Origin of the sequence: Massilia rubra (assembly GCF_011682065.1) — a bacterium.
GTDB lineage: Bacteria > Pseudomonadota > Gammaproteobacteria > Burkholderiales > Burkholderiaceae_D > Telluria_A > Telluria_A rubra.
The window spans coordinates 302141-325382 of sequence record NZ_VUYU01000004.1; the positions used below are offsets into that span (position 1 = coordinate 302141).

19 protein-coding genes and 3 tRNA genes are annotated in these 23242 nt (G+C 67.0%); 9 read left to right on the forward strand and 13 right to left on the reverse strand.

Going from position 1 to position 23242, the window contains the following annotated elements; translation table 11 throughout:
• Nucleotides 1–65: 65 nt before the first annotated feature.
• Nucleotides 66–473, reverse strand: coding sequence for a response regulator (locus F0185_RS08125; RefSeq protein ID WP_166884498.1), 408 nt, complete (start codon nt 471–473; stop codon nt 66–68).
• Nucleotides 474–788: 315 nt separating this feature from the next.
• Between F0185_RS08125 and F0185_RS08130 the strand changes: the two genes are divergently transcribed.
• Both F0185_RS08130 and F0185_RS08135 read left to right on the forward strand, forming a co-directional pair.
• Nucleotides 789–2438 (forward strand): sensor domain-containing diguanylate cyclase, encoded by a 1650-nt coding sequence (locus tag F0185_RS08130; RefSeq protein ID WP_167223282.1) that lies wholly within the window; start codon nt 789–791, stop codon nt 2436–2438.
• A 172-nt stretch (nt 2439–2610) separates the two neighbouring features.
• Nucleotides 2611–3237, forward strand: coding sequence for a GGDEF domain-containing protein (locus F0185_RS08135; RefSeq protein ID WP_167223284.1), 627 nt, complete (start codon nt 2611–2613; stop codon nt 3235–3237).
• A gap of 9 nt (nt 3238–3246) precedes the next feature.
• On the opposite strand, the gene F0185_RS08140 is transcribed toward F0185_RS08135, so the two are convergent.
• Entirely contained in the window at nt 3247–4059 is an 813-nt protein-coding gene (locus F0185_RS08140) for a TlpA disulfide reductase family protein (protein WP_167223286.1), read from the reverse strand.
• Between the two features lie 94 nt (nt 4060–4153).
• Between F0185_RS08140 and F0185_RS08145 the strand changes: the two genes are divergently transcribed.
• Nucleotides 4154–5704, forward strand: coding sequence for a phospholipase D family protein (locus F0185_RS08145; RefSeq protein ID WP_167223288.1), 1551 nt, complete (start codon nt 4154–4156; stop codon nt 5702–5704).
• Between the two features lie 7 nt (nt 5705–5711).
• On the opposite strand, the gene dsbD is transcribed toward F0185_RS08145, so the two are convergent.
• From dsbD to mrtJ, 7 genes are read right to left on the reverse strand one after another with little or no spacing between them, the layout of a single operon-like run.
• On the reverse strand, nt 5712–7547 hold the full coding sequence (dsbD, locus tag F0185_RS08150) for a protein-disulfide reductase DsbD (RefSeq protein ID WP_167223290.1): 1836 nt from the start codon (nt 7545–7547) through the stop codon (nt 5712–5714).
• Between the two features lie 48 nt (nt 7548–7595).
• A complete protein-coding gene (locus tag F0185_RS08155) occupies nt 7596–8486 on the reverse strand; it encodes an FAD:protein FMN transferase (protein ID WP_167223292.1) in 891 nt (296 codons plus the stop codon).
• The gene (locus F0185_RS08160) at nt 8486–9631 is read right to left on the reverse strand and encodes a DUF3570 domain-containing protein (protein ID WP_167223294.1); all 1146 of its coding nucleotides are present in this window, start codon (nt 9629–9631) and stop codon (nt 8486–8488) included. Before F0185_RS08160 ends, F0185_RS08155 begins: the two co-directional genes overlap by 1 nt.
• 15 nt (nt 9632–9646) lie before the next feature.
• Complete coding sequence (locus F0185_RS08165) at nt 9647–9880, reverse strand: DUF4266 domain-containing protein (RefSeq protein WP_167223443.1); 234 nt, start codon at nt 9878–9880, stop codon at nt 9647–9649.
• A 2-nt stretch (nt 9881–9882) separates the two neighbouring features.
• Entirely contained in the window at nt 9883–10392 is a 510-nt protein-coding gene (locus F0185_RS08170) for a TlpA family protein disulfide reductase (protein WP_167223296.1), read from the reverse strand.
• Nucleotides 10393–10415: 23 nt separating this feature from the next.
• Nucleotides 10416–12545, reverse strand: coding sequence for a choice-of-anchor D domain-containing protein (locus F0185_RS08175; protein ID WP_229476823.1), 2130 nt, complete (start codon nt 12543–12545; stop codon nt 10416–10418).
• A gap of 19 nt (nt 12546–12564) precedes the next feature.
• Nucleotides 12565–12906 carry a JDVT-CTERM system glutamic-type intramembrane protease MrtJ gene (gene mrtJ, locus F0185_RS08180; protein ID WP_167223298.1) on the reverse strand — a complete coding sequence of 114 codons (342 nt, stop codon included), beginning with the start codon at nt 12904–12906 and terminating at the stop codon, nt 12565–12567.
• Between the two features lie 228 nt (nt 12907–13134).
• Between mrtJ and F0185_RS08185 the strand changes: the two genes are divergently transcribed.
• From F0185_RS08185 to F0185_RS08200, 4 genes are read left to right on the forward strand one after another with little or no spacing between them, the layout of a single operon-like run.
• Nucleotides 13135–13731, forward strand: a complete 597-nt coding sequence (locus tag F0185_RS08185; protein WP_167223300.1) for an RNA polymerase sigma factor — start codon at nt 13135–13137, stop codon at nt 13729–13731.
• The gene (locus tag F0185_RS08190; protein ID WP_167223302.1) at nt 13728–14363 is read left to right on the forward strand and encodes a zf-HC2 domain-containing protein; all 636 of its coding nucleotides are present in this window, start codon (nt 13728–13730) and stop codon (nt 14361–14363) included. The genes F0185_RS08185 and F0185_RS08190 overlap by 4 nt, the downstream gene beginning before the upstream one ends.
• Entirely contained in the window at nt 14363–15589 is a 1227-nt protein-coding gene (locus F0185_RS08195; protein ID WP_167223447.1) for a S8 family peptidase, read from the forward strand. The genes F0185_RS08190 and F0185_RS08195 overlap by 1 nt, the downstream gene beginning before the upstream one ends.
• A 24-nt stretch (nt 15590–15613) precedes the next feature.
• On the forward strand, nt 15614–16306 hold the full coding sequence (locus F0185_RS08200; RefSeq protein WP_167223304.1) for a TorF family putative porin: 693 nt from the start codon (nt 15614–15616) through the stop codon (nt 16304–16306).
• 164 nt (nt 16307–16470) lie between these two features.
• Here F0185_RS08200 and F0185_RS08205 read toward each other — a convergent pair.
• From F0185_RS08205 to F0185_RS08215, 3 genes are all read right to left on the reverse strand, one after another.
• Nucleotides 16471–16547 (reverse strand) — tRNA-Arg (locus F0185_RS08205).
• A gap of 140 nt (nt 16548–16687) precedes the next feature.
• Nucleotides 16688–16764: transfer RNA gene (locus tag F0185_RS08210), tRNA-Arg, on the reverse strand.
• 142 nt (nt 16765–16906) lie between these two features.
• Nucleotides 16907–16983: transfer RNA gene (locus tag F0185_RS08215), tRNA-Arg, on the reverse strand.
• A 231-nt stretch (nt 16984–17214) separates the two neighbouring features.
• Here F0185_RS08215 and F0185_RS08220 point away from each other — a divergent pair.
• Entirely contained in the window at nt 17215–21177 is a 3963-nt protein-coding gene (locus tag F0185_RS08220; RefSeq protein WP_229476824.1) for a two-component regulator propeller domain-containing protein, read from the forward strand.
• Nucleotides 21155–22300: an alpha-hydroxy acid oxidase gene (locus F0185_RS08225; RefSeq protein WP_167223306.1), complete on the forward strand. Its 1146-nt coding sequence runs from the start codon at nt 21155–21157 to the stop codon at nt 22298–22300. The genes F0185_RS08220 and F0185_RS08225 overlap by 23 nt, the downstream gene beginning before the upstream one ends.
• On the opposite strand, the gene F0185_RS08230 is transcribed toward F0185_RS08225, so the two are convergent.
• The gene (locus F0185_RS08230) at nt 22297–23241 is read right to left on the reverse strand and encodes a D-2-hydroxyacid dehydrogenase (RefSeq protein WP_167223308.1); all 945 of its coding nucleotides are present in this window, start codon (nt 23239–23241) and stop codon (nt 22297–22299) included. The genes F0185_RS08225 and F0185_RS08230 overlap by 4 nt on opposite strands.
• Nucleotide 23242 lies beyond the last annotated feature (1 nt).

Genomic DNA, 23242 nt, shown 5'->3' on the forward strand with positions numbered 1-23242 from the left:
GCCGCGCCGGCAGCCGGTGTTGTATTTTGATTCGTCAACAGACGCCGGCGCAGGGCGCGGACAGCTTACGGCATGCGGTCGATCAAGTCCTTGATCGAGCCCGGATTGACCGGCTTGACGAAATAATGATCGAATCCGGCGCCCAGCGAACGCTGCTTGTCGTAGGCCTGGCCGTAACCGGTCAGGGCGATCAGCACCGCGCCCGAGGTATCCGGCAAGCGCCGCAGGTTTTCCGCCAGCACGTTGCCATTCATGCCAGGCAGGCCGATGTCGAGCACGCAGACCTGCGGTCGCAGTTCGCGCGCCAGGTTCAGCGCGGCGTACGGATCGGTGGCGATGGTCACCTCGTAGCCGGACAGTTGGAGATAGGTGCCGAGCGTGTCGGCGGCGTCGGCATTGTCGTCGACGATCAGGATGTGGGGACGGGTCGTTGCCGACGGCGTCGGGCTGGTGGCGAGGGTTTGTGGCTGCACTGTGTACACCTTTTGGTCTTCGGTTTGATCACGAATCGGGCCGGCAGGGCGGCGTTGAAGCGGCGCATGCACTGGTCCGTTAGTTTCCTATGTTACAGGTGATTCCGCCGCGCGGCGCCGTTTGCACGTCCTGCCTACAGCGGTAATCCCCAACAATGTATATATGTTAAGCTTTTTTACAAAATAGTCGCGTTCGCTTGCACGGATGTGTTAGGCGCGCCATTGACATGCTGCCGGGTAATCAAGACGGCGGCAAGGTAAAATGGCGTGCGTGGCATCGTGCCCACGCGTCACCATTGCCGAAAAACGACACCGATGCGACTTACCTTCAATCCAGCAACGCTCAAGTTCCGCCTGACCGTGCTGGTGATCGGCCTGGTGCTGCTGGCCACCAGCGTGCTGACCTTCGTGTCGCTGCAACTGGCCGAGCGCCAGATGCGCGATGTGATCGGCTCGCAGCAGGTGGCGCTGTTGTCGAGCGCGGCCGCCTACATCGACGCCGACCTGGAGGCGCGCCAGACGCTCCTCAAAACCCTGCGCGAGGAGCTCGGCCACACCGACGGCAAGCCAGGCGGCGGCCTGCAAGCCTTCCTGGAAGCGCACGCGGGCCTGCGCGACGAATTTTTCAATGTGCTGGTGTTCGACAGCGGCGGCACCATGCGGGCCAATATGAACGACCGGCGCACCAACGACAAGATTAACTTTGGCAAGCGCGCTTACTTTACCGACACCGTCGCCGCGCGCGAAGGCGTCATCTCGCGCCCGTTCAAGAGCACCCTGTCGGGCAAGCCGGTGATCTTGATCACCGAACCGCTGTACGACGCCGACGGCAAGCTGATTTTGATGCTGGGCGGCGCCATCGACCTGCAGCGGCCGCGCTTTTTCGGCCAGCTTGCCGCGCTCGGCTCGGGCGACACCGGCTACCTGTTCATGATCACCGGCGACGGCACGGTGATCCACCACCCGAACAAGGCGCGCATCCTGCAGCGCGTGCAGGACGAGCCGGGCGGCGCCAATCCCGCCACCAGCGCCGCGCTGGGCGGCTTCGAAGGCTGGGTCGAAGGCCCCACCACGACCGGCGTGCGGGCCCTGATCACCTACAAGCGCCTGCACAAGACCGACTGGATCGTCGGCGCCGTGTATCCGGTCGCCGAAGCGTTCACGCCGCTGATCCACCTGCGCCCGACCGCGCTGCTGGCCTCGGTCGCGGTGGCGGCGCTGGCCGGACTGGCCGGCTGGCTGGCCATCCTGCGCTTGCTGCGTCCGCTGGGCGAACTGCGCGGGCATGTGGCCGGGATGGTCGATGGCACGGTCGGGATCGACGTGTTCAACGTGTGCCGGCGCGACGAATTCGGCGAATTAAGCCGCGCCTTCTTCACGCTTTCGCAACAGCGCCAGGAGGCCGAAGTCAAGCTCGCCGCCCAGGCCCGTACCGACATCCTGACCGGCATCGACAACCGCCGCATGTTCGAGGAAACTTTCGCCGCCGCACTGGCCCGCGCCGCGCGCGCCGACAGCGTGGTCGCGCTGGCCTACCTCGACATCGACCATTTCAAGGCCATCAACGACACCTACGGCCACAAGGGCGGCGACGAGGTGTTGGTCGAGTTCGCAAAACGCCTGCGCGCGGCGGTGCGCTCGACCGACAGCGTGGCGCGCCTGGCCGGCGACGAATTCGTGGCGATCTTCGAAGGCGTGAGCAATGATGCCGAACCGGCAATCCTGGCCGGCAAAATCCTCGACATGGCGCGCACGCCCTTCCTGTGCGCCGGCAAGCAGGTGCAGGTGACGACCAGCGTCGGCATCGCCATCGGCGGTGGGGACGCCAGCATGGAAGATTACCTGGCGCTGTCGGACGAGGCCCTGTACGCGGCCAAGAACGACGGGCGCAACCGCTTTGCCATCCGCCGCCTGGATCCGGCGCTGGCGCAGGGGGCGCGCGCCTCCGTCCGTGCCGGCCGCTGAAAGAGGGCGCCGCAAGCGGGCGCCGCAAGCGGGAGCGGCAAGCGCGTGGCGCAAGCGGGAGCCGCAAGCGCGTGCCGCAAGCGGGAGTCGCAAGCGCGTGGCGATAATGCTTGATTGCAGGTAACTCCGGCGTTAAGCTTTGCGTACAAGCACAATCTCGAAGGAATCTTTCATGAGCACACAATGCGACGGTTGCCCGGAATGCGCGCCCTTGCGCGCCAGGCTGGCTGAAAAAGAGCAGGAAATCCTGGACCTGACCGAGTCGCTGACGCGCCACGACACCCTGACCGGCGCGCTGAACCGGCGCGCGCTGACCGAACTGGTGGCCGAAGAGCTGCAGCGCTCTTCGCGCACCGGCCAGCCGTTCTGCGTGGCCATGATCGGCATCGACCACATGAAGGAGGTCAACCTGCAGTTCGGCCACGACAGCGGCGACGCGGTGCTGCAGGCGGTCACCCGCTCGGCCACCGAGCTGCTGCGCACGCTGGACCGTTTCGGCCGCATCGAGAGCGATGAATTCGGCATCATCCTGCCGGCCACCTGGCTGCACCAGGGGGTGCTGGCGATGAACCGCCTCAACGCCAAGGTTGGCGCGTTCGACTGGGAAACCGTCACGCCGGGCCGCACGATCACGTTTTCGACCGGGCTGACCACCAATGCGCCGGCCGAAACGGCCGACATGATGATCCAGCGCGCCGAAAAAGCCATGGCCGAAGCCAAGCGGGACGGGCGCAACCGGATCGTGCAGATCGAGCAGGAGTTGCCTGCCGGCCTGTTCGCCGCGATGGACGATATGTAAGGACGGAAACTAGTCCCGTTTCCGCAGACCGGCCAGCTTGCTTTCGAGCGAGGCGGCCGAGACCGCGCCCAGGTGCGAGTTGGCAAGCCTGCCGCCGGCGTCGTAGAACAGGGTGGTCGGCAGCGCGCTCGACCCCACCTCGCGCCCCATGGCCGACCTGCTGTCGAGCACCACGTTCTCCAGCGCCACCTGGCCGCCGTTCAGGTAAGCCATCACGCTCTGGCCATCTTCCCCCTGGTTGACGAAAACAAACACCACATCGCGGTTGCGTTGCTGGGCGCTGGCCAACAGCGGCATCTCCTGGCGGCAGGGCGGGCACCAGCTGGCCCACAGGTTGAGCACCACCGGCCGCCCCTGCGCCAGCGCGGCCAGGCTGACCGGGGCGCCGCCCGGCGTGACCAGCGCCACGCTCGGCAAGGGCTTGCGCTCGCTCAGGTTCAGCAGCAGCGGCGCGCCCGAGGTACACCACGCCAGCGCGCCAGCCAGCACGCCGGCCGCCAGCGGATTGCGCAGGCGCGGCTGCCCGCGCATGCGCCAGGCGCCGAAAGCCAGGGCGGACAGCAGCGCCGCCCAGGGCGTAAAACCGCCGTCGCGGATATCGATGATCGACAGCGGCGCGGCGCGGTACTGCGCGAACCAGCTGGCCACGAACACGATGCGGCCCGCCACCAGGCCGGCCAGCAGCATGTCGAGCAGTACTTTGCCGGTCTTGACCTTCTGATGGCGACCAACCCAGTTGCCGACGCCGCATGCTATAAGTAGCGATATCAGCAACAGCAAGTGCGCCGTCTGGAAGCTGAATGGCCCGAGGCTGACGTTCATGGTGGATTTCTTTTCATGGGCGGGGTCCGTAGGGAAAACATTAACATTGTCGCGCACACAGATTAGGCCTGGATTAACCCGGTCCGGAGCAAGCATGAAAACAGGTCCATTCACATCGACGCTGGCCGCGCTGCTGCTATTGGCGCTCGCGCTGGGCGGCTGCGCCGGCCTGCCCGCGCTCGATGGGCGCACGCCGAGCCACTACCTCGCCGCCGATTCCGTCACCCCGGCCACGCGCCTGGACACGGCGCTGGCGCCGCTCAACGCGGCACATCCCGGCATGTCGGGCCTGTACTCGCTGGCCAACGGGCGCGACGCCTTCGCCGCGCGCGCCATGTTGGCCAACGCCGCCGAGCGCAGCCTCGACGTCCAGTACTATATCTGGCGCAACGATACCACCGGCATGTTGATGCTGAACGCCTTGCGCGCGGCGGCGTCGCGCGGCGTACGCGTACGCCTCCTGCTCGACGATAACAACACGCAGGGCCTGGACCCGCTGCTCGCCGCGCTCGACGCCGAGCCCAACATCGAAGTACGCCTGTTCAATCCGTTTGTCATGCGCGCCCACCGCGCGCTGGGTTACCTGTCGGATTTTTCGCGCCTGAACCGGCGCATGCACAACAAATCGTTCACCGCCGATAATGCGGCCACCATCATCGGCGGACGCAATATCGGCGACGAATACTTCGGCGCGGCCGGCAGCCTGCTGTTCATCGACCTCGATGTGATGGCGGTCGGCCCGGTGGTGGACGCCGTCTCGCGCGACTTCGACCGCTACTGGAACAGCCGTTCGGCCTATCCGGTGGGCCTGCTGGTCGCGCAAGCCGGCGCCGGCGCCCCGCCCGACGCGCAGGCGGGGCAGGGCGCCGCTGCGCTGGACTACGTGGCGGCGGTGCGTGCGTCCCCGTTCGTGGAGCAGCTGGTCGCGCGCACCTTGCCGTTCGAGTGGGCCAACACGACGCTGGTGAGCGACGACCCGGACAAGGTGCTCGGCACCGAAGCGCCCGAAACCAAAGTGACGTATCAGCTCCAGCGCCTGCTGGGCGATCCAGGCGAGACGGTGGACCTGGTCTCGCCGTACTTCGTGCCCGGTAAAACCTGGGCCGCCAATTTTGCGGCGATGGCGGCGCGCGGCATGGACGTGCACATCCTGACCAATTCGCTCGAAGCGACCGACGTGGCGGCGGTCCACGCGGGCTACGCCAAATGGCGCAAGCCCTTGCTGGAGGCGGGTGTGACGCTGTATGAACTGCACCGTGGCGTGGGCAGCGAGCGCGCTCCCGAAGGGGCCAAGGGCGGTAAACTCGGCAGCTCCGCATCGAGCCTGCACGCCAAGACGTTTTCGGTCGACCGCAAGCGCGTCTTCATCGGGTCGTTCAACTTCGACCCGCGTTCGGCCGACCTCAATACCGAGATGGGATTCGTGATCGACAGCCCGTCGATGGCCACGCGCATGGCCACGATCCTGCGCGAACAGGTCCCGGCGCGCGCCTACCGGGTGCGGCTGGCGCCCGACGGCGCGCTGTACTGGACCGAACGCGTGGGCGACACCGAGATCCGCCACGACACCGAACCCGGTACCGGTTTCTGGAAGCGCGCGGCGGTCGGCGTGCTCTCGCTGCTGCCGATCGACTGGCTGCTCTAAAGCTTGGTTAGCCGGCCGCGCCGTGCGCCGCCTGCAGGCGTTCGGCGAAACGCTGGGCCGGCACGAAGCCGATGATGCGCCCCTGCGGCACTTCCTTGCCGCTGGCGTCGAACAGGATGATGCCCGGTGGCCCGAACAGGCTGAATTTTTTCATCAGCGCGCGGTCGTCGGCGTTATTGGCCGTCACATCCACCTGGATCAGGCGCATTTTCTTCATCGACGCGGCCACCGCCGTGTCGGGGAACGTCATCCGTTTCATCTCCTTGCAGGCCACGCACCAGTCGGCGTAGAAGTCGAGCAGCACCGGCGTGCTGGTATCGGCCAGCGCGCGTTCGAGTTCGGCGACCGTGCGGATGCGGGTGAACTGGGGTCCGCTTTCGGCGTGCGCCACGGCCGTGCCGCCGCCGCGCAGATGCGCCAGCGGTTGCAGCACATCGCGTCCGGAACTGGCCGCGCCGGCCAGTTCGAACAGGCCGGCCACCAGCATCACCACGCCCAGCGCCTTGCCGGCGTACGCACCGACACCGCTGTGCGGCGGCAGCGCATGGCCCACGTGCAGGAAGACCGCGCACAAAATCGCAAAGCCGCCCCACAGCGCCATCATCACCTGCACCGGGAACACTGGCGAGACCATCCAGATGGCCACCGCGATGAGCAGCATGCCGAACACTTTTTTGACGCCGTTCATCCAGGCGCCGGCGCGCGGCAGCAGGCTGCCAGCGGAGAGGCCCGTGAGCAGCAGCGGCACGCTCATCCCGAGCGCCATCGAAAACAGGGCCCAGCCGCCGATCCAGGCGTTGCCGGTCTGGCTGATGTAGAGCAGCGCGCCGGCCAGGGGACCGGCCACGCACGGGCCGACGATCAGTGCCGACAGCGCGCCCATGATGAATACGCCCACGAAGCGCCCGCCCTGGACCGTGCCACCGGTGCTGGACAGGCGCGATTGCAGGGAGCTTGGCAGCTGCAACTGGTAGACATCGAACATCGACAACGCCAGGCCGACCAGCAGCGCGCCGAAGGTCAGCAGCACCCACGGTTTTTGCAGCGCGCCGGCCAGGCCTTCGCCGGCCAGACCCGCGCCCACGCCAAGCGCGGTGTAGACCAGGGCCATGCCGAGGCAGTAGGCGCTGGCCAGCAACAGGCCGCGCGAACGCGAGACCGAGCCTTCGCCGACGATGATCGATGACAGGATCGGCACCATCGGCAGCACGCACGGCGTGAACGACAGCAGAAGGCCGAACAGCAGGAAGGCGCTGCCGATGCGCCACAGGCTGCCGCTTTGCAGGGTGCGCTGGGCCAGGGTGGTGTCGTCTTCAGGGGTGGCGGCTGGCGCCGGCGTCGCTGGAACGGCGGCAGCCGGTGCGGGCGCCTCGGCCTGCGCTGTCAGCACGCCGGGTTTGGCGGGATCGACCAGGTAGGTCTTGGTCATGGGTGCGTAGCACAGGCCGGCGTCGGCGCAGCCCTGGTAGGCCACGTTCAGGGTGAACGGTTTGGCCATGGCGGCCAGCGTTACATCGAGCTGGCCGGCGTAGGTTTCCATCTCCTTGTTGAAGTTCTCGTCGAACTTGCGGATACCGGCCGGCAGGGCTGGCGCGGCAACCGGGTCCTGGCCGGCGGCGCTGGTGAAACCGAGGCGGTCGCGGTACAGGTGGTAGCCGGGCGGGATGGCCCAGCGCAGGGCCACAACGCCGTCTGCGCGCACTTCGGTGCGCAGCACGAAGGCCAGTTCGGGATCGAGGAAGTCGTCGGCCGCGGCGGCCTTGCCCGCCCAGCCGCTCAGGGTAAGCACGGCGAGCATGGCGAGCAAGGACAGCAGCCATCTCAGGAAAGGTGCGGATGTCATGGTGGTTCTCCAGTAGGTGTCCAGTAGTTGAATCGGGGGTGAAGCGTGTTACACATCCTTGCGGAAGCACTGGCCTTGCTGGTCGATGGCCAGGTAGGCCATGCTGGATTGATCGAGGAAGGCCAGGCCGTCCTCCTGCATCAGCATGGCGATGGTGGAACAGCTGCCGGCGGCAATCGCCAGCGGGCCGAGCACGCTGACCGAGCGCCAGTGCGAGACCGGCATGCCGCTGCGCGGATCGAGCACATGGCAGTAGCGCGTGCCGGCGACGTCGATGAAGCGCTCGTAGTCGCCGCTGGTCGCCAGCGCGCCGCTGGCGATCGGGATCGCCGCCGCCAGGCCTGCGGCATCGCGCGGGTCCTGCACGCCGATCGACCACGGCGCGCCATCGGGCTGCGGGCCGATGATGCGCAGGTCGCCGCCCAGGTTGACGTAACCGTGGCGCACGCCGCTTGCCAGCAGCAGCGCAGCGGCGCGGTCGGCGGCATACTCCTTGCCGAAACCGCCGAAGTCGATCTCCATGCCGGCCTGCCCCAGGCGAATGGCGCCTTTGGCGCGCTCCACATGACGCCAGCCGACCAGCGGCAGCAGCGCATCGAGCGTTGACCGGGCCGGCAGCACGGGACGGCGAAAGTCCCAGGCGCGCCGCAACACGCCCGAGGTGATGTCGAACAGGCCGCCGCTGCCGGCGTGCAGCACGCCGGCGTAGTCCAGCAGGGCGTTGGTCTCGTCGTCGCAGGGCAGCGCATCCTGCCCGGCGGCGGCGTTGATGCGCGCGATGATGCTGTCGGCCCGGTAGCGCGAATAGGTGCGCTCGATGCGCCGCACCTCGTCGATGGCCACCTGCGCCAGCGCCGCGCCATCGACACCGGCGGGCAGCGCCAGGCGCAGCTCGCAGCGGCTGGCCATGGCCTCGAACGGGAACGCGTGAACGTCCATTACCACTGCCGCGTGAGGCCCAGCTGGATGCTGTGGGCACGCAGCGGTTCCAGGCCCGGGCTGCCCTTGTCGAACAGGCGCCAGCTGCCGCGCTGCTGGTAGGCTTCGAGCTTGATGTCGACGATCCAGTCGCGGCTCAACTGCTTTGCGACCTTGATCCCGAGCGTCACCGCGCCAAAGCCCGACAGGCGCTGGTCGGCCGACGACAGCGCATCGGGGTTGCTCTCGTATCCGGGCCGGAACGGCTCGCCCAGCACGCCGTCGTACACCGGATCGAAGTAAAACCGCGCCGCGCGCTGCGAATACAGGCGCGCCGACGGCGTGATTGACCAGCCCTGGCCGACCGGCTGCACGTACTCGCCCCCGAAGGTGTGGGCGCGGATGCCATAGGTATCGGTGTAGTAGCGGTACGACAGGCGGCTGGTGCCCCCGGTTGCCGCGACATGGTGGTTCCAGCGCCCCATGACGGTGCTCTGGTTGCGCTGGCGCGGACGGTTGTCGAAGGCCTTGTACGGGTCCGAAAAGTAGCCGTGGCCCCGGCTGTGGGTCACGCTCAGCTGCGCCAGGTCGTTCGGCCCCAGCACCTGGGTCACGCCGACGAGCAGGTTGACGCTCTGGCGCGATTCGTCGCGCACGATGAAGTTGACCGGATTGATCGAATCGTCCGATCCGCCCAGGCCGAGCGAGAAGGTGGTGTTCTTGTCTTCGCTCGACATGGTGCCGGTGACCGACAGGGCGCGCGAGTCGTAGTCATGCTCCGTCGAATAGGCCGCGCCCACGCTCACGCTGCCGCGCGAGAAGTAGCGGGTGACGGCAACGTCGCCGGCCTTGCGGTCGTCGCTCATGCGCGAGGCGCCCGAGACCGCCGTGTGGTAACGCGGCGACGCGCCCGAGACATCGTCGGCGGTCAACGAGCCGGCTACCGACCACACGCCCGCGACCGGGGCGACGAGCGAGATGGAGGGCGCGCGCACGCGGATGCGGTCCATGCTGGACTGGCTTTCTTCGTAACTGAGCAGCTTGACGCTGATCGACGCGTGCTCCGGCGGCGTTTCGGCATGCACCAGGCCTGGCAGCATCAGCGCCGCCGCCAGGATGGCGTGGCCCATGGCCGGAGTGGGTGCGGAAAGGAGTGGGGTGGTCATATGGTCGTTCATCTCTCAGTTGCAACCGCAGCCGCCGCCGCCGACACCGCTGCCGCCGGACGCCGCCTCGCGGCTGTTGTAAATATGCTCGTTGAAGCGCGCTTCGAGTCCGTCGCCCTCCATCAGCATCTCGGGTTTGGCCAGCGTGCCTTTTTCCCAGGCCTGCACCGGGGTAATGGCCGAACAGCCGGTAGCGCCGGCGGCCAGCGCCGCAACCGCACCGATGCGCAGCACGATCTTGCTCATCATCTTCATTTCTTCGCTCCCAGTGCCGCTTTGATTCTCGCTTCCAGTTCCTCGCGGTCGGCCGCCTTGAAGCCGCTATGCTCGAACAGCACCTTGCCGTCCGCGCCAATGAGCACACTGCTTGGCATGCCCTTGACGCCATAGCTGCGCGGGGTGGCGCCGGCCGGATCGAAGCCGATCGCGAACCTGGCCGGCGTGCCCGCCAAAAAGGTGCGCGCGTCGTCGACCTTGGCGTCGACATTGACGCCGACGATCTGCAAACCCTGCGCGCCGTATTTGGCCTGCATCTCGTTCATCCACGGGAACGACTGGCGGCACGGGCCGCACCAGGATGCCCAGAAGTCGACATACACCACCTTGCCGGCGTATTTTTCGAGCTTGACCGCGCCATCCGGTCCCGCAAGGTCGAACGCCGGGGCGGGCTTGCCCGCTTCCAGCGCGCTTGCCGGCGCCGCCAGCAGCGCCAGGACGAGGGACGCGGCGATTGCGCGTGTATTGCGTTTGAAGTTGGTCATAGCGGTTCCGTAAAGTAGATTGATCATGACTGCGCCGGATTGCGACGACGCCAGAAAAGGACACCGGCCGCCAGCAGCGCCAGCAAGGCCAGCATCGGATCCGTGCCATCGCGTACGGACGAACAGCCGCCGCCGCCCTGGTTCTGCGCCGGCGCCGCGTTGGCGTTGGGCGCGACCGCCGCAGCCTGGCCGGCCAGTGCGATAGTCCAGCTGCCGCCGCCTTCGGCCTGCAGCACGACGCTGCCGCTGCTGGCGCCCGCAGCGGACGGGGTGTAGCCGATCACCAGGTCGCACGATGCACCCGGTTGCAGGGCAAACGGCAAAGCCGCGCAGCCGCTGGCGTCATTCACGCGCGCAAACGGCCCGCTGAAGGTCGCCGCCGACAGGTTGATGGCGGCGGTGCCGGCGTTACTGAGCGTGAAACGTTTGGACGCCGCGCTGGAACCGAAGTCGAACGACTGCGGCGCGAGCGTGAGCGCGGGCGCCGCCGCGATGGCGGTGCCGGTGCCGCTCAAAGCCAGCGAAAACTGCGTGCCGCCGTCGGTCACCAGCAGCAGGTTGGCAAGCCGCGCGCCTGGAGCGCCCGGCTTGAAGGTGGTCTCGATGGTGCAGCTGCCCGCCGGACTGACGGCGCCGTTGACCGCGCACGAGCCGCCGAGGACAAAGTCGCCGCCGTTGGCGCCGTCGATCACCAGGGTGGCGATGGTCAGCGCCGCCGTACCGGGATTGCGCAGCACCGTCGTGTGCGGCGCTGCGCTTTTACCGACCTGGATTTCGCCAAAACCGATCGGACCGGCATCCGACACGGTGGGCGAGGCGACGGCGGCGGTGGTGCCGGCGCCGCTCAGGGGCACCTGCACGGCGCCGCCGTTGAAGGTGGCTACCAGGGTCGCCGCGAACGCGCCTTTGGCCGACGGTGCGAACAACACCGGCACGCTGCAAGTGGCGCCAGGCGCCAGCGCCGTGGCGCAGTGACTGCCCGGCGCCACGCTGAACCCGGCCGCGCCATTGACGGCGAGCGACGAGAAGGTCAGCGCCACGTTGCCGGTATTGGTCAGCGTGACGTTCTGCGTGACTGCGGCGCTGCCGATGGCCTGGCTGCCGAAGGCCAGCACGTTCGGTGTGGCGCCGGCCGCCGCCGTGGCGCTGGCGCCGCTGCCGGCCAGGCCGATGGTGACGTTGCCGTTGGCGGCATTCGAGGCCACCGTCAGGTTGCCGGAAAACGCGCCGCTGGCGGTGGGCTGCGCCGCAACAGTCAGCGCGCAACTGGCGCCGCCCGCGAGCGGTTTGCTTACCGCGCAGTCGCCGCCGAGCGTGAAGATGGCGCCGTTGGCGCCCGCCAGCGCGATGCCGCTGAAGGTCAGGGTGGCCTGGCCGCTGTTATTGAGCGTGATGCTTTGCGGGGCCGATGGCGCATTGGTGGCCAGCGCGCCGAAGTTGATGCTGGTGGCCGAGACGCCAATCGTCGCCTGGGGCGCCGCGCTGCCGGTGCCGCTCAGGGCCACGCTGCTGCTGCCGCCGGTGCCGTTGTGGGCCACCGCCAGGCTGGCGCTGCGCGCGCCGGCGACGCTCGGCTTGAAGCTGACCAGCACCGTGCAGTTGGCGCCCGCCGCCACCGCGCCGCCGGGTGCGCAGGTGCCGCCGGCGATGCTGAAGTCGGCCGCCGCCGCCCCGGTCACGCCGATGGTATCGATATTGAGCGCGCCCGAGCCGGTATTGGCAAGGGTGGCGGCCAGCGCAGCGCTGGCCTGGCCCAGCACCGTGCCGCTGAAGGCCAGGCTGGCGGGATTGAGACTGGCCGCCGGCGCCGCGCCCACGCCCGGGTTGCCGATGAAGGCCGCAAGGTCGGCCAGGTCGACATCCGACAATTTGCCGGCGTAGATATTGCCCATGCCGCCCTTGTTGGCGGCCATCGCCGCGCTGATGGCGGCCGGATTATTGGCCGCGTTCAGAACTTTGCTGACGTTGGCGCTCGGCGACGCGGTATGGCAGCGCGCGCAAGCGGTGCCGCCGCCGGCCGGGCCGTTCAGGTACAGCGTCTTGCCGTGCAGGGCGTCGGCCGCGTGGGCCTGGCCCATCGCCAGCAAGGCGCACAGACCGGCGCCGCGCATATGATGCCGCAGGCCGGATTGGTTCAGTCGAAATCCTGTCATTGCTACTCCTGGTTGATATTTAATAGATGCTGAAACTGCAAAAACCCAGTGCGACACCGTTACACAGCGCGTGACCCAGTGCGCACAGCCGCCAGTCGCGCCAGCGGCGGTAAATCAGTCCGAATGCCAGTCCGGGCAGGAACACCGCCGCCATGGCTTGTGCGCCCGACATCAGGTGCAGCAGGCTGAACGCCAAAGCGGGCAAGCCCAGCACCAAGGCCGTCGGGCTTGCGCGCCGCGTCAGCCACTCCTGCAGGCCGGCGCGCACGATGCATTCCTCCAGCAGCGGCGCGAGCAGCAACAGCCGGAACAGGCTGGCGGCCGAGTGATCGAGAAGCGAGGGGCCGCACAGGGCAAACAAAATGCTGATCCTTCAGTGGTAACGATGCATTGTTCGGTCTTATTGAACGGTCAATACGGACTCATACACAAAAGGTTCAATGCTTTTGAAAATTTTTTGTAAAAATTGCCACGTGTAGAATCAGCGGCGGGACCGGAGCAACATATTTTTTTCTCGGCAGCATGAACCTTTTCGCTTCGGGCAAGTATTCACCGCAGTAGCAGAGAACATCGTGGAGAACATCGCAGCATGCTTAAACAATGGAGAGCGCGTTTCGGGGGTGCGCCTGCCGCATCGGCCGACAGCGGCGACACCGCCTTGATTGCCCTCATCGCGGGCGGGGACCGGGACGCCTTCCAGGCGCTGTACCGGAAGTACTTCGGGCGGCTGGAGCGCTTTTTGGACCGGATGGTGCGCAACGGCGCCCTGATCGAGGAGATCGTCAACGACACCATGCTGGTGGTGTGGCAAAAGGCGCACACGTTCGACCACACCTGCAAGGTGTCGACCTGGGTGTTCGCCATCGCCTACCGCCAGGGACTGAAGGCGGTGAATATGCGCGACGAGCCGGTGGAATCGAATTTTGAGCTGGAGGCGGGCGACGCGCGCCAGGAACCGGAGCACGCCCTCGCGCAGCACCAGTTGCAGCAGGGCGTGGGCGAAGCGCTCAAGGCGCTCTCGCTCGAACAGCGGGTGGTCGTCACCCTGACCTATTACCACGACATGGGCTACCAGGAAATCGCCGAGACGATGGGATGCCCGGTCAATACCGTCAAGACGCGGATGTTTCACGCGCGGCAGCGCCTCAGGGTGCTGCTGTCCGCACATCAGGAGGAACCGTTATGAACCTGGACCAAGAACCGACCGGCGCATCGCACCAGGCGATGCGCGATTTGCTGCCGTGGTTTGCCAACGGCACCCTGGACGAGACCGAAGCGGAACCGGTGCGCGCGCACCTGCGGCACTGCGCGCAGTGCGCCGGCGAGGTCGCATGGCAGCGCCAGTTACATGCGGCGCCGGCCGAACCGCCCGGCCTCGATCCGGAGCGCGCACTGGCGCGCCTGATGCCGCGCCTCGGCCCCCAGGCGAGTGCGGCGCCTTCCAAGGCGTCCGGCCTGCGCGCCTGGTTCGGCAACGGCTGGATGCCGTGGGCGCTGGCGGGGCAATGCGCCTTGATCACCGTGCTGGTGATCCAGATGATTGCGCCGGTGGGCAAGGGCGACGCCTACCAGGCCTTGAGTGACGGCGCACCCGCGCTGGCCGGCACCATTGTCGTGATATTCCGGCCCGACGCCAGCCTGCGCGAGGTGCAGCGCACCTTGCAGGCCAGCGGCGCGCGCGTGGTCGACGGCCCGACCGTCAGCGGCGCCTTTGTCCTGAGCGCGCCGCCGGGCGGGCAATCGAACGCGCTTGCCGTGCTGCGTGCCGACGCCGGCGTGCAACTGGCCGAGTCGCTCACGCCGCGGAGCGCACCGTGATGCGCCTGCTGGTGTCGGCGCTGCTGCTCCTGGCGGCGCTCAGCGGCCGCGCCCAGGAGGCGGCCCCGGCCCCGGCCCCGGCGCAGGCGGAGGTGCGCCAGATCCTGGTGATGCTGCATTTGCCGGCGCCGCACTTCCGGCCCGACGCCGCCTACGGCGCCAACTACCGCGACGACGCCGGGCGCCTGGCGCGGCGCCGCGTCGCCGAAGCGCTGGCGCGCGAACACGGCCTGACCATCCTCGAAGGCTGGCCCATGCCGGCCCTGAACGTGGACTGCTACCGCATGGCCGAACCGGCCGGCGCCGAGCCGGGCAAGATCGTCGAAGCGCTCTCGCGCGACGCCCGGGTCGACTGGGCGCAATCGATCAATACCTTCTCGGCCCAGGCCAGCGACCCGCTGTACCCGGTGCAGCCGGCCGCGCTGCAGTGGCAACTGGGCGAAGTGCGCAAGGCCGCCACCGGGCGCAAGGTGCTGGTGGCGGTGATCGACAGCGGTGTCGAAAGCGACCATCCCGACCTGGCCGGGCAGGTCGCCTTCCAGGAGAATTTCGTGGACGGCCAGGCATATGCCGCCGAGACCCACGGCACCGGCGTGGCCGGGGTGATCGCGGCGCTGGCCGGCAATGGCGTGGGAATCGAAGGCGTGGCGCCGGACGCGCGCCTGATGGCCTTGCGGGCATGCTGGCAAGTGGCTGGCGGTACCACCCGCTGCAACAGCTTCACGCTGGCCAAGGCGATCAATTTCGCGCTGATGCACGGGGCGCAGGTGATCAACCTGAGTCTGTCGGGACCGTCCGACCGGCTGCTGCGCGAACTGATCGACGTCGCCTGCGCGCGCGGCGTGCGGGTGGTGGGCGCGGTGGACGCGGCCAGCGCCGACGGCGGTTTTCCTGCCTCGCATCCTGGCGTGTTCGCGGTGGCGGCCGACAGCAGCCGGCAGATGAACGCGCACGTGCTGATGGCGCCCGGGCGCGACATCCCGACGGCGGCGCCGGGCGCGCGCTGGGGCATGGTGTCGGGGTCGTCCTATTCAGCGGCGCATATCTCTGGCATGATGGCCGTGCTGAGCGAGCTGCGTCCCGGGCTCACCTTGCCGCAGGTCCGCTCGAGCATCGTGCTCCAGCCGGGAGGCATCAACCTTTGCGCCACCGTCACCCGCCTCACAGGAAAATGTACATGCGTCTGCGTCGAGGTCACGCCGCCCAAGATCGTCCGCCTGCCCTGAACGCCGCCGCGCGCGGAGCGGCCCTTGCGTAGATGCCGGTTTGCGCTCGCACTGGCGTGCTGCCTCGCGGGCGGCAACGCCTGCGCCCAGGCCAGCGGCAGCGTGTCGCTGGTCTCCGACTATAATTATCGCGGCGTCGGCTACAGCAAGGGCGACCCGGTGGCCCAGTTCAACCTCTCGTTCGACACCCGCAGCGGCTTTTATGCGGGCACGTTCGCGTCGCAGCTCAAAATGAGCGGCACGCCGCGCGGCGTGTACGCGATCGGCTACGCCGGCTATGCGCGGCGCATGTCGGCGGGGCCGTCGTGGGAAGTGGGGGCGTCGAACCACACCTTTTCCAGCATGTCGGCCCTGAACTACCGCGAAGTGTATGCGGGGCTGGGCGGCGACCGGCTCAGTGGCAGGGTGTCGTATTCGCCGGCCTACCTGGGCACCAGCATGCGCACGGTGTACGGGGAACTCAATGGCGGCGTGGCGCTCACCGACGATGTGGGCTTGTTCGCGCGGGTCGGCTACCTGCGCCCGCTGTCAACGGTGCCGCGCTACACTTCCGGCGCGCGGGCCGACGCACGGATCGGCGTGAGCATGAGCATCGAGGCCTGGAAAGTGCAGGCCGCGTGGGACGCGCTGCACGCGGAGCGGGGCGCCTACGCGCGCTCGAGCGGCAGTATCGGCTCGCGCAACGGGCTGGTGCTCACCGTCGGCCGTTCTTTCTAAACGCATGGTGTCAGGTCTGACATTCGGACACGAGCTGATCCTTAAGTACAACTACGCAGCCATCTAGAGTTGAGCCCGTGTCCGAATGTCAGACCTGACACCGGGGGTGGGAAAAAGAAAAAGGGCCTGAAGATTTCTCTACAGGCCCTTCGTCTTACGAATATTGGTGCGGCTGGCAGGAATTGAACCCACGACCCCTTGGTTCGTAGCCAAGTACTCTATCCAGCTGAGCTACAGCCGCGTATGCAAAGATTATAGCAGCAACTTCTTCATTCGCCAAATATTCTCACAGCTTGCTTGAGAACTCGCCGAATAAGCAAACCGTCGAGCAAAGAAAAAGGGCCCGAAGATTTCTCTACAGGCCCTCTATCTTACGAATGTTGGTGCGGCTGGCAGGAATTGAACCCACGACCCCTTGGTTCGTAGCCAAGTACTCTATCCAGCTGAGCTACAGCCGCGCTTAAGCAAATATTATAGCAGTGCGCGATGACTTTGCCAAATCTTCTCACGCATTTCTTTTGAAAATACCGAACAAGCAAACAGTAGGGCAAAGAAAAAGGGCCTGGAGATTTCTCTACAGGCCCTTCGTCTTACGAATTTTGGTGCGGCTGGCAGGAATTGAACCCACGACCCCTTGGTTCGTAGCCAAGTACTCTATCCAGCTGAGCTACAGCCGCTTAAGCAACTATTATAGCAGCTTCACCTTGTTTCTGGAACCTTGTTTTGCTGGCGCCTGTCGCTCGGTGCTTCTACTACTCTCCGGATCGCTTGCATTTCCGAAGAAGGCGCTATTGTAGTGGCGCCTTCGCCGTTTGTCCAGAGGGCAAACCGAAAGGAGCGCCCGGCAAGTAATTTTCACCCCGGGCCAGCCATCTGTTAGATTACTCCAATTGCTGCGTGGAATGCTCATGATGCTTCGTTTGACGACCCGACCGAACGCGACACTGTTCCGGCTGGCCCTTGCCTGGCTGCTGGGCCTGGCGTGCGTGGGGATGGCGCTGGCCGCTCCCGTGCGCAGCCTGCGCTTCGAGCATATCGGGCTCGAACAGGGCTTGTCGCAGGAGTCGGTGCAGAGCATCCTGCAGGACCGCCAGGGCTTCATGTGGTTCGGCACCCAGGCGGGCCTGAACCGCTACGACGGTTACCGCATGACCGTCTTCAAGAACGATCCCGCCGATCCGGACAGCATCGCCGACAATTACATCTCCGCCTCGTTCGAGGACGACCAGGGCCGCCTGTGGTTCGGCACCAAGGGCGGCTTGATCCGTTACGACCGCGCCACCCGCAAATTCATCCGCTACGCGACCGCCGGCAACGCGGCCGATGGCATGAACAACCGCGTGGTCTCTGCCATCGTGGCCGACGGCGGCGGCGGCCTGTGGCTGGCCACCGGCGAAGGACTCAAGCACTTCGACCCGGCCAGCGCGCGCTTTGCCACGTTGCGCCACGATCCGGGCGACGCCACCAGCCTTTCCGACGACCGCGTCAACGCGCTGGTGCGCGACACCGACGGGAGCCTGTGGGTGGCGACCGCCCGTGGACTGGACCGGCTGGCACGCGGCGCACAGCGCTTCGAGCGCTTTACGATCGCCTCGGGCGACGACCCCCGGCGTAGCGACGCCCGGCGCAACCAGGTGCTCTCGCTCGCGCTCGGCGCGAACCGCACCTTATGGGTCGGCACCGGCGCCGGGCTCGAAGCGTGGCAGCTGGGCGCGGCGCAGCCGGCGCGGCGCCAGTTCGGCGCGGCCGACGGCATCGGCGCGGTGCGCGTGCAGTCGCTGTATCACGACGCGAAGGGCAACCTGTGGGCCGGCACCGAACTCGATGGCCTGTTCTTGCGCGACCCCGCCAGCGGCGCATTCGTGAGCTACCGCCACCAGCCGCTCGACCGCCATTCGCTGTCGGACAACCGCATCGCGGCCAGCTTCCTCGACCGCAGCGGCACCCTCTGGGTCGGCAGCTGGTTCGGCGGCGTGAACCGGGTCGACATCGCCAGCGGCGGCTTTAACCGGCTCGCGCACGCGCCGGACGACCCGGCCAGCCTCAGTTCCAACAAGATCCGGGCGCTGGCGCCGGACGGCCATGGCACGCTGTGGCTCGGCACCACCGGCGGCGGCGTCAACAAGGTCGACCTGCAAAAGGGCAGCGTTACCCGCCTGCGCGCGGGCGAGCTGGTGACGGCGCTGGCGGTCGGGGGCGAGCGCGTCTGGGTCGGCACGCCCACCGGCCTGTCGTCGATGGACAAGGAGGGCGGCCACGTCACGCCGCTGCCGCTCGGCGGCGACGCCAACGCCTCATATATCCAGCGCCTGCTGATCGGCCGCGCCGGCAAGCTGTGGATCGTCACGCGCGGCGGCGTGGTGCGCTACGATCCGGCCAGCGACACCCGGATCGGCTGGCGCCACGATCCGCACAATCCGCACAGCCTGGGCGAGAACCACGGCTTTGCGATCGTGGAAGACCAGCGCGGCATCGTCTGGATCGGCACCGACAACGGCCTCGAACGGCTCGACCCGGCCACCAGCCGCTTTACCCATTACCGCTACGACCCGGCCGATGCGGCCAGCCTGCGCCACAGCCGCATCTATTATCTGTTCGAGTCGCGCGCCGGCCAGCTGTGGGTAGGCACCGCGGGGGGCCTGCACCGGGTCGATCCCGGGGCCGACGGCAAGGTGCGCTTTCGCTTTTATGATCTTAACGGCACTGGGGCCGCCGACCCTATCGGCGGCATCGCGGAAGACGACGCCGGCATGCTGTGGGTGAGCAGCACCGCCGGGCTGGCGCGGCTGGACCCGTCCAACGGCCAGGTCAAGCACTACACCGCCAGGGATGGCCTGACCGATGGCTCGTATTTCGTCGGCGCGGCCGCGCGCAGCGGCGACGGCAGCCTGCACTTCGGCGGCATCAATGGCCTGACCTCGTTCCGTCCCGAGGCGATCCGCGAAAATCCCTACCCGCCGGCGGTCATGATCACCGATTTCCTGATCTTCAACCGTCCGCTGCGCGCCGGCCAGCAGCTTGGCGACGCCACCTTCAAAGGCGCCATCGAAGACGCGCGCGAGCTCACGCTGTCGTACCGCGATTCGGTGCTCTCGCTCGAATTCGCGGCCCTGCATTTTGCCGACCCCCAGCGCAACCGCTACCTGTACCAGCTCGAAGGCTTCGACCAGGGATGGGTCAGCACCGACGCCGGCAAGCGCTTCGCCACCTACACCAATCTCGATCCGGGACGGTATGTATTCCGCGTCAGGGCCAGCAACAAGGACGGCGTGTGGAACGAGGCGCCGACCACGCTGGCCATCACGATTACGCCGCCGGCCTGGAAAACCTGGTGGTTCCGGCTGGCGCTGGCGGCGCTGGTGGCGGGCGTCGGCTATGCGCTGCTGCGCCTGCGGGTGCGCGCGCTGGTGCGGCAAAAATCCCTGCTCGAGCGCCTGGTCGGCTCGCGCACGGCGGAACTGCGGCTGCAAAAGGATTCGGTCGAACGCCAGAAAGCGGAAGTCGAGCAGGCGCACCGCAATATCGCGCTCCTGAGCGACATCGGCCGCAAGCTGACCGCCAAACTCGATAGCGAGTCGATCATGCTGATGCTGTACGCCCACGTCAATGAGCTGATGGATGCGAGCGTGTTCGGCATCGGCCTGTATCGGCCGGAGCGCGCCTGCATCGACTATCCGTTCGCGATGGAGGGTGGCAAGCGCTATTTGCCGTATTCGCGCAGCATGGACCAGCCGAACCAGCTGGCGGTATGGTGCATCGTTAACGAGCGCGAGGTATTCATCAATGACCTGGAGAAGGAGTACGGCAATTACATCGGCGACCTGCTGCTCACATCCAGCGAAGAGAACCTGGGCACGCTCGAAGACGGCTCTCTGCCGACCACGCCGCGCTCGCTGTTGTATGTGCCGATCGCGGTCAACGGCCGCATGCTGGGCGTGGTGTCGGTGCACAGCTATGCGACCAATGCCTACGAACGCATTCACCTCGACATGCTGCGCACGCTGGCGTCCTACGTCGGCGTGGCGTTCGACAATGCCGACGCCTACCGCCAGCTCCAGAGCACCCAGGCGCAACTGGTCGCGCAGGAAAAGCTGGCGGCACTCGGCTCGCTGGTGGCCGGAGTGGCGCACGAACTCAATACCCCGATCGGCAACAGCCTGCTGATGGCCAGCACCTTGCAGGAGAAAACCAGCGCGATCGCCGAGAAGTTCGACGGCGCCACCATCCGCCGCTCCGACCTGAAGGTGTTCATCGATGCGTCGCAGGAGGCGTCGGAGCTGATCATGCGCAGTCTGTTCAACGCGGCCGACCTGCTCAACAGCTTCAAGCAGGTGGCGGTGGACCAGGCCAGCGCGCAGCGGCGCCGCTTCGATCTCGAACAGGCCGCGCACGAAATCGTGGCCACCATGATGAACCAGGTGCGCAAGGCCGGCCACACGCTCACGCTGACGGTGGAACCCGGCATCGAGATGGAGAGCTACCCCGGACCGTTCGGGCAGGTGATGATCAACCTGATTAACAACGCCTTGCTGCATGCGTTCGAAGGGCGCATCGGCGGCGCGATCACGGTCACGGCCGGCCGGCAAGGGACGGAACGGGTGCAACTGGTGTTCGTCGATGACGGTGTCGGCATTCCGATCGAGCACCAGGCGCGCATTTTCGATCCGTTTTTCACGACCAAGATGGGGCAGGGCGGGTCCGGCCTGGGCCTCAATATCACGTACAACATCGTCACGTCGCTGCTGGAAGGGAGTATTCGCGTCGAAAGCGGCGCGGGACGCGGCACCACGTTCTTCATCGACCTGCCGCTCAGGGTGGCGGCGCAGGCGAACACACACAAGGAGATGCATGACCATCATCACGACCGTTGAAGACTTGCGGGTACTGGCCAAGAAGCGCGTTCCGCGCATGTTCTACGATTACGCCGACGCCGGTTCCTGGACCGAATCGACCTACCGCGCCAACAGCGACGATTTTGCGAAGATCAAATTCCGCCAGCGGGTGGCGGTCAACCTGGTCGACCGCACCACCCGCACGACGATGATAGGGCAGGAGGTGGCGATGCCGGTGGCGCTGGCCCCGACCGGGCTGACCGGCATGCAGCATGCGGACGGCGAGATCCTGGCCGCGCGCGCCGCCGAACGCTTCGGCGTGCCGTTCACCCTCTCGACCATGAGCATCTGCTCGATCGAGGACGTGGCGGCGCATACCACCAAGCCGTTCTGGTTCCAGCTGTATGTGATGAAGGACCGCGCCTTCATCGAGCGCCTGATCGACCGCGCCAGGGCGGCGCGCTGCTCGGCGCTGGTGCTCACGCTCGACCTGCAGGTGCTGGGCCAGCGCCACAAGGATATCCGCAACGGCATGACCGCGCCGCCCAAGATGACGCTGGCGAACATCGTCAACCTGATGACCAAGCCGCGCTGGTGCATGGGCATCCTGCGCACGCCGCGTCGCGGCTTCGGCAATATCGTCGGCCATGCCAGCGATGTGACGGATATGTCGTCATTGTCGGCATGGACCTCGCAGCAGTTCGACCCGGCCCTGTCATGGGCCGATGTGGAATGGATCAAGCGGCGCTGGGGTGGAAAACTGATCATCAAGGGCATCATGGATGCGCAAGACGCGCGCCTGGCGCTTGATTCCGGCGCCGATGCGCTGATCGTATCGAACCATGGCGGGCGCCAGCTCGATGGCGCGCAGTCGAGCATCGGGGCGCTGCCGGCCATCGTGGAGGCGGTCGGCAAGCGCATCGAGGTGCATATGGATGGCGGCGTGCGCTCGGGGCAGGATGTGATCCGCGCGCTGGCCCTCGGCGCCAAGGGGGTGTATATCGGCCGGCCATTCCTGTACGGGCTGGGCGCGCTGGGCGAGCAGGGCGTGAGCAAGTGCCTGGAGATCATCCGCAACGAGCTCGATCTGACGATGGCGTTTTGCGGCCTGCGCGACGTGAATGACGTGGACAGCAATATCCTGTTGCCGGGGACTTTTTAGAGCACGTTCTGCGGCTTGCCCGCTTCGAACGCTTCCAGGTTATCGATCAGCATATCGGCCAGGGTCTGCATGGCACCGGCGCTGGCCCAGGCCACGTGCGGCGTCAGGATGAAGTTGGGCAGGCGTAGCGCCAGCAGCGGATTGCCGGGCAAGGGCGGCTCCTGGCTCAACACATCGAAGCCGGCGCCGCCGATCACCCCATCGGTCAGCGCCTGTGCCAGCGCCGCTTCGTCCACCAGGCCGCCGCGCGCGGTGTTGATCAACAATGCGCTGCGCTTCATGCTGGCCAGTTCGCGCGCGCCGATGATGTTCGTGGTCTGCGCGCTCAAAGGCAGGTGCAGGCTGACCACGTCGGACGTCGCCAGCAGTTCGGCCAGCGTCACGACATCGACATCGGCGTCGTCTACCGGCGAGCGCGACACCACGGCGACGCGCATGCCGAACGCGCGCCCGAGCGCCGCCACTTGTTTGCCCAGCGCGCCGTAGCCGACGATGCCGAGCCGGCTGCCGGCCAGGTCGGCTATCGGGTGATCGAGCAGGCAAAACTGGTTCGAGGCCTGCCAGCGGCCCGCGTCGACGTCCGCGCCATACGCCTTCAGGTTGCGGCGCAGGGCCAGAATGAGGCTCAGGCAATGCTCCGGCACCGACACCAGCGAGTAATTGCGGATATTCGATACCACGATCCCGCGCGCGCGGCAGGCGTCGAGATCGACGTTGTTGGCGCCGGTGGCGGCGACGGCCACCATCTTCAGCGCCGGCAGTTGCGCAATATCGGCCGCGCGCAGCGGCACCTTGTTGGTGATCGCAATGGTGGCGCCGCGCAGGCGTTCGAGCACCTGGCCGGCGCTGGTGGCGCCGTAGTCGCGCCACGCGTGTTCGAATGCGGGACGCCGCACGTCGGCCATCAGGCTGTCGCGGTCGAGGAAGACGATGTTGTGCATA

Bases quoted from the DNA above. Each gene is read 5' to 3' on its own strand.
- F0185_RS08130 (WP_167223282.1), top strand. From the start codon at position 789: ATGCGACTTACCTTCAATCCAGCAACGCTCAAGTTCCGCCTGACCGTG.
- F0185_RS08135 (WP_167223284.1), top strand. From the start codon at position 2,611: ATGAGCACACAATGCGACGGTTGCCCGGAATGCGCGCCCTTGCGCGCC.
- F0185_RS08140 (WP_167223286.1), bottom strand. From the start codon at position 4,059: ATGAACGTCAGCCTCGGGCCATTCAGCTTCCAGACGGCGCACTTGCTG.
- F0185_RS08145 (WP_167223288.1), top strand. From the start codon at position 4,154: ATGAAAACAGGTCCATTCACATCGACGCTGGCCGCGCTGCTGCTATTG.
- dsbD (WP_167223290.1), bottom strand. From the start codon at position 7,547: ATGACATCCGCACCTTTCCTGAGATGGCTGCTGTCCTTGCTCGCCATG.
- F0185_RS08155 (WP_167223292.1), bottom strand. From the start codon at position 8,486: ATGGACGTTCACGCGTTCCCGTTCGAGGCCATGGCCAGCCGCTGCGAG.
- F0185_RS08160 (WP_167223294.1), bottom strand. From the start codon at position 9,631: ATGACCACCCCACTCCTTTCCGCACCCACTCCGGCCATGGGCCACGCC.
- F0185_RS08165 (WP_167223443.1), bottom strand. From the start codon at position 9,880: ATGATGAGCAAGATCGTGCTGCGCATCGGTGCGGTTGCGGCGCTGGCC.
- F0185_RS08170 (WP_167223296.1), bottom strand. From the start codon at position 10,392: ATGACCAACTTCAAACGCAATACACGCGCAATCGCCGCGTCCCTCGTC.
- F0185_RS08175 (WP_229476823.1), bottom strand. From the start codon at position 12,545: ATGACAGGATTTCGACTGAACCAATCCGGCCTGCGGCATCATATGCGC.
- F0185_RS08185 (WP_167223300.1), top strand. From the start codon at position 13,135: ATGCTTAAACAATGGAGAGCGCGTTTCGGGGGTGCGCCTGCCGCATCG.
- F0185_RS08190 (WP_167223302.1), top strand. From the start codon at position 13,728: ATGAACCTGGACCAAGAACCGACCGGCGCATCGCACCAGGCGATGCGC.
- F0185_RS08195 (WP_167223447.1), top strand. From the start codon at position 14,363: ATGCGCCTGCTGGTGTCGGCGCTGCTGCTCCTGGCGGCGCTCAGCGGC.
- F0185_RS08220 (WP_229476824.1), top strand. From the start codon at position 17,215: ATGATGCTTCGTTTGACGACCCGACCGAACGCGACACTGTTCCGGCTG.
- F0185_RS08225 (WP_167223306.1), top strand. From the start codon at position 21,155: ATGACCATCATCACGACCGTTGAAGACTTGCGGGTACTGGCCAAGAAG.
- F0185_RS08230 (WP_167223308.1), bottom strand. From the start codon at position 23,241: ATGCACAACATCGTCTTCCTCGACCGCGACAGCCTGATGGCCGACGTG.